At 59.1% G+C, this 1657-nt stretch carries 2 protein-coding genes; both read right to left on the reverse strand.

Features of this window, described 5'->3' with window-relative positions; genetic code table 11:
• The coding region (locus AB4Z11_RS31025; protein ID WP_442029930.1) for an alpha-N-arabinofuranosidase at positions 1-1121 on the reverse strand (1121 nt) is incomplete at its 3' end.
• Between the two features lie 15 nt (positions 1122-1136).
• The coding region (locus AB4Z11_RS31030) for a glycoside hydrolase family 97 C-terminal domain-containing protein (protein WP_442029932.1) at positions 1137-1657 on the reverse strand (521 nt) is incomplete at its 5' end.

The following is a 1657-nucleotide window of genomic DNA, read 5'->3' on the forward strand; positions in this document are numbered from 1 at the left end:
GTCAGGATCATGGCCTGCAGCACATTGACCATCTGGGCGATATTTGTCATCCGCACGCGATCCGCGTGAGCGTGGAAGATGTTGAAGTTCAGTGCAGCCACCACCGCGTCGCGCAGGGAGTTCTGCTGGAACAGGAAGCCCGTGTTGGTGCCCGGTTCAACGTCATACCAGGTGCCCCACTCGTCCACGAACAGGCCGATCTTCTTCTGCGGGTCGTTCTTGTCCATCACGGCAGCATTGACCTTGATGTGGTCATCCATCTTCAGCGTGTTCTTGACGGTGGAGATCCACTGGTCTTCTGCGAAGCCGGTAGCGGCGCCCTTCTTCTCCCACACGCCGGTCGGGATCGTGTAGTAGTGGAAGCTGATGCCGTCGATCTTGTTTTTGATCTTGCTCAGCTCATCGGACCAGGTGGTGTCATTGTCGTTGCCGCCACTGGCGATGAATTTCGGACGCACTGCCGGTGGCGTCTTCAGGAACACGGTGGCAGTCTTGTACAGCTGGGCGTAGTGTTGGGGCGACATCTCACCGCCGCAGCCCCATGCCTCGTTACCAACCGCGAAGTAGTCGACCTTCCATGGCTTCTCGTGACCGTTCTTGCGGCGCAGTTCAGCCAGCGTGGACTTGCTGTCGGAGGTCATGTATTCCAGCCATTCCGCCATTTCCTGGTTCGAGCCGGTGCCCAGATTGCCGTTCACATAGACTTCAGCGCCCAGTTGCTCGGCCAGATCAAAGAATTCGTGGGTGCCGACAGCATTGCTCTCTTCCACGCCGCCCCAGTTGGTGTTGACTTTTACCGGACGCTTGTCGCGCGGGCCAATGCCGTCGCGCCAGTGGTATTCATCGGCAAAGCAGCCGCCCGGCCAGCGCACCAGCGGTACGTGCAGGTCTTTCAGTGCGCCCACCACGTCGTTGCGCCAGCCCTTAGTGTTCGGGACCTTCGACTCCGGACCAACCCACATGCCTTCGTAAATGCCGGTGCCCAGGTGCTCGGCAAACTGGCCGTAGATATTCTTGTTGATGACCGGGCCTGGTTTGGCCGCGTCGATCGTCACGCTAACTTGTGCAAAGGCCGCGCCGCTGGCTGCAATACTGAGGGCGAGGATAGTCTTCTTGATCATGCTGTCTCCTGAATTTTATTTGAATGTGGCGACGAAGCCGCCATGAGGCTTGATAGTGATCTGCGTGGACTTGTTCGCAGTGATATCGGACTGGACGAAGGCGCGCTCGGTCGCGCCGTCCGATATGAGCTTCCCGTGTTTGGCGATGAAGCTGAGGTCGAGGGATAGGGTCTTGTCGCTGTCGCCGCCGTTAAAGCCGGCCACATACCATGTCTTGCCTGCGCGGCGCGCAATCACTGCGTACTGGCCAGGGAAACCGTCGACGTACTTGCTGTCGTCCCAGCTGCGCGGCAGATTTTGCAGGGTTTGCTTCACGTAGGACGGCGCAGTCGCCATGCCTGCCGGGATCTCCGCGAAATGCTGGATGCCCGATACGAACAGCACGGATTCGGCGAGTTCAAAGCCGTTGCGCGTGGTGCGCTTGATATTCGGAATGTCGCCGAAAGCCAGCGGCGTGAAATCCATCGGATCGAACAGATTGCGGGTGAACGGGATCATGGCGGCATGCGGCGCAATCGCGTCCTGGCCTGGCTGAT

Origin of the sequence: Pseudoduganella sp. RAF53_2 (assembly GCF_052113985.1) — a bacterium.
Lineage (GTDB): Bacteria > Pseudomonadota > Gammaproteobacteria > Burkholderiales > Burkholderiaceae_D > Rugamonas.